At 66.9% G+C, this 5,559-nt stretch carries 4 protein-coding genes; all 4 read right to left on the bottom strand.

Annotated features, from left to right (window positions below; genetic code table 11):
- Positions 1 to 927, bottom strand: a 927-nt coding sequence (locus VFE28_00020; protein ID HZM14358.1) for a hypothetical protein, incomplete at its 3' end; no start/stop codon positions are given.
- Entirely contained in the window at positions 924 to 2,615 is a 1,692-nt protein-coding gene (locus VFE28_00015) for a cytochrome c3 family protein (GenBank protein HZM14357.1), read from the bottom strand. The genes VFE28_00020 and VFE28_00015, both read right to left, overlap by 4 nt.
- 131 nt (positions 2,616 to 2,746) lie before the next feature.
- Positions 2,747 to 3,208, bottom strand: a complete 462-nt coding sequence (locus tag VFE28_00010; protein ID HZM14356.1) for a hypothetical protein — start codon at positions 3,206 to 3,208, stop codon at positions 2,747 to 2,749.
- Between the two features lie 277 nt (positions 3,209 to 3,485).
- On the bottom strand, positions 3,486 to 4,970 hold the full coding sequence (locus VFE28_00005; protein ID HZM14355.1) for a sigma-54 dependent transcriptional regulator: 1,485 nt from the start codon (positions 4,968 to 4,970) through the stop codon (positions 3,486 to 3,488).
- Positions 4,971 to 5,559: the final 589 nt, after the last annotated feature.

The raw sequence follows: 5,559 nt of genomic DNA, 5'->3' as shown, positions 1-5,559 counted from the left end.
GAACTCGCCGCCGAAGCCGTCGGGGCGTTTATAGCGCGCCGAGGCACGGGCGGCGCGTATGCGCTCGAGGTCGTCGAAGCGGGAGAAATAGCTCGTGTTCTCGACCCAGGGCGTGCGCTCGAGCGCTTGCGCCCGGAAGAGCCAGGGTGACCCGCGCCGGGGGATGTAGTCCGCCAGCACCTCGAGTCGCCGCCAGGATTCCTCTTCGGTTTCGTACTCGGCGCGGGCGAAAGTGCGTAGCCCCCCGAGCGGGAACCAGGTGACCTCGGCACCCACCGGCCGCTCGGCGACCTCGCCCTCCTCGTCCCACTGGGCGTAGGAAAGGGCGAGCTGCAGCTCTGGCGCCAGCGTCCCGAGGACCCGGGCACCGTAGGCCTGGAAGGATTCGATGCTGCGGACGTCGAAGTCGAGGTCGTCCGGCGCTTGCGTCCCGCCCCAGGCGTGCAATGCGACACGCCGGAGCGGCTCGATGCCGATCCAAGCGCCGTCGAGGGTGTGGTGCGCCGGGCCTTCCTGCAAGAACATCCGCCCCAGACGCCCGCGCACCTTCCACGGCGCCGCTCGCACTTGCGCGTAGCCCACGTACCAGCGCGAGTCGTTGCTCTCGAAGCCGGGATAGAGGTCGGCGCGGGCGAAGCGGGCGGCGAAGCGCAGATCCAGGTGCCCGTCCCAGAGCTGCGCCACCGAACCGTCGACACCCTGGAGGAAGCTCGGCCTCTGCTGCGTCGCACCCGTGGCGGGATCGATGCTTTCGTACCAGTAGCCGGTGGTGCGGCTCGCCACCCACCAGGTGAGGGGCATCTTCCAAGCACCCGCCGGGTAGCCGGCCGGCTGGTTCTGGGCTGCAAGCCCCGCCGGGGCGAGGGTCAAGGCCGCCGCGAGCAATCCCGCGACGCCGGGACGCGGGATGCCTCGCTGCCTCGTCACCGGTCCTCCCGCAGCAGCACCGAAGCCGGCAGCCCGTTGGGATCCAGGTACAAGATGCTCTGCTGCAAGAGCTGCACCGCGTAGGTGGTGTTGTGCACGCCACGGGATTGATCGTAGTCCACGTAGCACCAGTTGTAGCCGGCCTCGCGCTGCGGCCGGAGGCTCTTCGTCGTGTCCCCCAAGGTGGGGACGAAGGTGGCGTCGTCCAGCAAGAGCTGACGGACTTCCGGGCTCCGGCTCGCGTCGGCGATCACCTGCTGCAGGCGCTCCAGGAGACCGCTGATCTCCAATTGCACCCCCTCGATGGCGCCGTTGCCGTCGAAATCCTGCTTGGCCTGGATCTGGGTGAAATCGGTGATCTCGCCGTGACAGGGCAAGCAAGCCTGAGTGGTGGGATTGAAGTCGTGGCCCATGAAGTTCGGAATGCCGGCCTCGGGATCGCCCGCGTGCGGATGGGTATGACAGGTCACGCAGGCGTCCTCTACGAGGATGTGCTTGCTCGTGGACCAAGGGAAACTGGGCGCGAGAGTCTGGTAGGCATTGACGCCTTTCAGCATGTCGCCCTGGATGGAGTGGTGCGGCCCAAAGTTGGTAGTACCGTTGTTGATCTGGGCGAGCACGTCGGTCTCGGTCCGCCGGCCGTTGTGACAGGAGATGCACAGGCGCCCGGCACCGGCCTCCTCGACCAGGATGCCGTTCGGGAGCGAGGCGTCGGTGACCGATGCGTTGCGAAGGTTCCCTGGATTGTCGTTGCCGTGCGGGTCGTGGCAGACGGCACAGGTGATCACCTCGAAGGTCGTCGGGTTCGTCGGCGGATTGGTGAAGTTGTTCGGATCGTCGAGGTAGTGCATGGAAACGAAGCCATTGTGACACTTGGCGCAGTTGGCCCGCGTGGCGGGGCTGGTCTGCCACGTCGCCCGATCCCCGTGCTGCGAGGTCAACCACTCGTCGTAGGTGGGATGGTGGGTGTCCGTGTGGCACTGGCCGCAGAGCGCCGCGTCGATGGTGGCCTCCACGGAACCGAAGTTGGGCGACGGGTGCTCGCTCCCCGGCTTGTGGCAGTTCTCGCACTGCACCCCGGCGAGACGCGGGACCGCGGTTTCGTCGTAGCCGCCGTTGTGGAGAGCGGGATCGGCGCCGAGACCGTAGGAGCCCACAGTGTGGCAGCCGACGCAAGCGCCGTTCTCCTTCATGCCGATGGCCTCCAGCGACTCGATCGCATGGGCATGCTTCGACTCGGACCAAGAAGCGTACTGGGTGCCGCCGGGACCGCCGTTGTGGCAGACGGAACAGCTCGTGGCCCCCTTGTAGTAGGGGTGGTCGGCGGGCAGGTAGGTGGCGACGGCGACATCCACGGTGCCGATGCCGGCGTTCTTGCCATCGGTGACGACGACGGAAAGGGTGTAGACGCCGGGATTGTCGGGCGCCGTCCAGGCGGTGCTGTCGGCGGCGCCGGAGGAGAAGGTGCCGGCGTCGGCGAGCCAGCCAAAGCGGAGCGTCGCTCCCGCCGGGGCATGGACGAGGTGCGCTTCGACCGCGACCTTGACGCCCGTGTCCACCGAGGTCGGGGTGGCCACCGCTTGCACTTGAATCGCTGGCTGTTCCGTGACCGTGACGATCTCGTCCTCGGCGCAGCCGGCAACGAGCGCGGCGATCAGGACAGCTGCGACAGCAATGATTTTGCGCATCTCCGCTCTCCCCTCGCAGCGTGAGGTGTGATGGCTCGACTCTCCCGTGACGGGCAGGAGGATAGCAGTGGGCCTGTGGCCGGTCGAGGGCGTATGGTCACTGCACCGACCGGTCACCACCGCAGTGCCGTTCATGGCGTCCCCCGCACTCGGGCTTCCCGGACGAAGGCGGTGAGCAAGCGGCACAGGATCATGTCCAGCTGCTCCCGCGTCTCGGGCATCTGCACGTAGTAGAGGACGCCGCGCCGGCGCACTTCGCGCTCCAGGTCCAGCGTGTGATGGGTGGCGAAGTAGATGATGGGCGTCCCCGACCGGATCCGTTCCAGAGCGTCGAGTGCCTCGGCCCCGGTCTGCCCGGTCACGGCATCGTCCAGGATGACGAGGCTGGGGGCGAGGAGCCGAAGCGCCACGAGACAATCCGCCAGCGTCTGGACCGTGCTGAGCCGCGGCCCCGAGGAGCCGAGCCCCTCGAGGGCATGGGCGACGACACCTGCCAGCTGCTCGCTTGGGGTGAGAACCAGGACGGTTCCCTGGCGAAAGGGGGTCAGCATCCCTGGACGCTGGTTTTCCTCTCGCGGCTCGCGATGACTCATGTCTCTGCTCGATCTCCGAAGAAAGGTGGCCATGGGTTCGCTCCAAGACCTCGAGGTCTCATGAGAGCGAGGAGCGTGCCCGCCCTGCCGGAGCCATAGAGCCGCTTCGATCCGTCGCTGGGAGGAAGAACAGAGCCATTGCCGATTTCATTGTTTCCAAAGGAGGCAGTGACGCCGGAGCGGAAAAAGGGAGATGTGTCTGTGGGAGCCAACCGACGCCTCGTCGTACCCACCTCGGAGCGGGATGTCATTCCCTCATCCCGCAGGCTGAAGCCTGCTACGCCTCGGCGAGCTCGATGCCGTACTTCTTGATCTTGGCGTAGAGCTGCTTGCGCGAGATCCCCAGCATCTTCGCCGCCCGCAGCTTGTTGCCATGGGTGGCGTCGAGAGCCCGCTCCAGCAGGAGCTTCTCCGATTCCTCGAAGGTGGGGATGGGCGTGAGGGCGTCGAAGACGTCGCCGCTCGCCGCCACAGCCGCCTGTTTGCCAGAGATCTCCGCCGGCAGGTCCTCCAGCCGGATCGTGTCGGTGCGGCCGTAAGCGAAGGCCACCTCGATGGCGTTCATCAGCTCGCGCACATTCCCCGGCCAGCTGTAAGCGCGCAACGCTTGCAGGGCCTCCTCCTCGATGCCCCGGAGCGCGCGGGGATAGCGCCGGTTGAACAAGGCGATGAAGTGCTCGACGAGGAGCGGCAGGTCGGCCAGACGTTCCCGCAGCGGCGGGAGCTCGATGGTGTGCACCTTGAGCCGGTAGTAGAGGTCTTCGCGCAGCTTGCCCGCTGCAATCACCTCGCGCACCGGCCTGTTGGTGGAGGCGACGAAGCGCAGGTCGACGGCCACTTCCGTCGTCGCGCCCACCGGCCGCACGACCCGTTCTTGTAGAGCGCGCAGCAGCTTCGCCTGCGTTTCCAGGGGCATCTCGGTGATCTCATCGAGCAGCAAGGTGCCGTGCTCGGCGGCCCGCACCAGCCCCAGGTACTCCCCGGTGGCGCCGCTGAAGGCTCCCTTGCGGTGGCCGAAGAGCTCGCTCTCGATGAGCTCCCGCGGCAGCGCGGCGCAGTTCACCGCGATGAAAGGGGCTCCGGGCCGGGCACCCACTTCGTGGATGGCCCGCGCCACCACGTCCTTCCCGGTGCCGCTCTCCCCGGTGATCAGGATGGACGCCCCTCCAGGCGCGGCGGTCTGCACGCGCTCGTAAACGCGGCGCATGGCCGGGCTGGCGCCGATGAGGCCGTGAAAGCTCTCCCGCTTCGCCGCCTCCGGGTCGAGCCGCTGCAGCTCGCGCTCGAGACCCTGGGTGCGCGCCTGCTGCTGGGCCCGGTGCGCACCGAAGTAGGCTTCGGCGAGGATGATCATGCGCACGTGGGAGAGCTTGTCGAAGATGAGCATGATGTCCGGACCCCTGGCGAGGACGGCGAGGTTGCGGCGGAAAAAGACGCTGCAGCTCTCCTCGAAGAGGTGCATGGAGGCGATGATCTCCGCGAAGGGTACGGCGCGCTCCAGGAGTCTCTCCCCCACCCGACGCACCCTCTGCGCCAGCGCCACCACGTCGTGCTCGAGCAGCGCTCCGGTCACCGCATCCAGATCGCTGCCGAGGAACTCCTTGAACTCGGCTTCCGAGAAGGTGCGCTCGTGGCCGAAGTGCAGGGTGTAGAGCTCGTACCAGAGCTCCAGCACGCCCTCACGATTGTCACGGATGATGCGGAGCACGACCTGAAGGCGGTCGATTTCCTTGTCACTCAAGAGATGGAAGTAGAGAGGCATCCGCTCCTGGCCCTCACGCGTCCCGCACCGAGGCGGTCCACGGGCGCGCGAGCCCGCGGCGCGGCCATGGTACAGGAACCCGTGCTGGGATCGAAGCTCAGGAAAAGAGCGAGCCCCCAGACGCAGGCTGGCCAGCGCTTCCGCGAGATCCCCGTACTCCTGCTCCGACAACATCTGCGCCGTCATCAAGAAGATCCGTGATTCTCCTTGTCGATAGGACACCGCAAGAGGGTCGATCAGGGCTTCCAGCAGCGTCGCGAACTCCCGAGGCAGGTCGGCTGAGACACAGGCTCTCGTCCTCCCCGGGGCCCTGATTTGCTTCTCCCCGTCCCACTGCCTCCTTTGGAAACACAGCGCACCCAGAACAAGGACCGACCCGGTTCCCCAACCGCCTCGAAAATCAACACCTGCTGCTGAGAGATGAGTTTCACGAAACGGCACGCTCCTGGCTTGATGGTGATTCGCCGGCTTGCCGGCTCGGACCCCCACGAAGCGGCAGCGACCGGAAAGGAGGGCCTTCGATGATCGTCTCGCGCAGTGCCGATTACGCCTTGCGGGCCATGGTCTTTCTCGCCCGCCTCGACAGCCG

It is taken from the genome of Candidatus Krumholzibacteriia bacterium (assembly GCA_035649275.1).
In the GTDB taxonomy this organism is placed as follows: domain Bacteria; phylum Krumholzibacteriota; class Krumholzibacteriia.
The sequence above is the reverse complement of the archived record's forward strand: the minus strand, read 5'-3'. Positions and strand labels throughout refer to the sequence as shown.

Excerpts from the sequence above, each read along its gene's own strand:
- VFE28_00015 (HZM14357.1), bottom strand. The coding sequence starts at position 2,615 with ATGCGCAAAATCATTGCTGTCGCAGCTGTCCTGATCGCCGCGCTCGTT.
- VFE28_00010 (HZM14356.1), bottom strand. The coding sequence starts at position 3,208 with ATGAGTCATCGCGAGCCGCGAGAGGAAAACCAGCGTCCAGGGATGCTG.
- VFE28_00005 (HZM14355.1), bottom strand. The coding sequence starts at position 4,970 with ATGCCTCTCTACTTCCATCTCTTGAGTGACAAGGAAATCGACCGCCTT.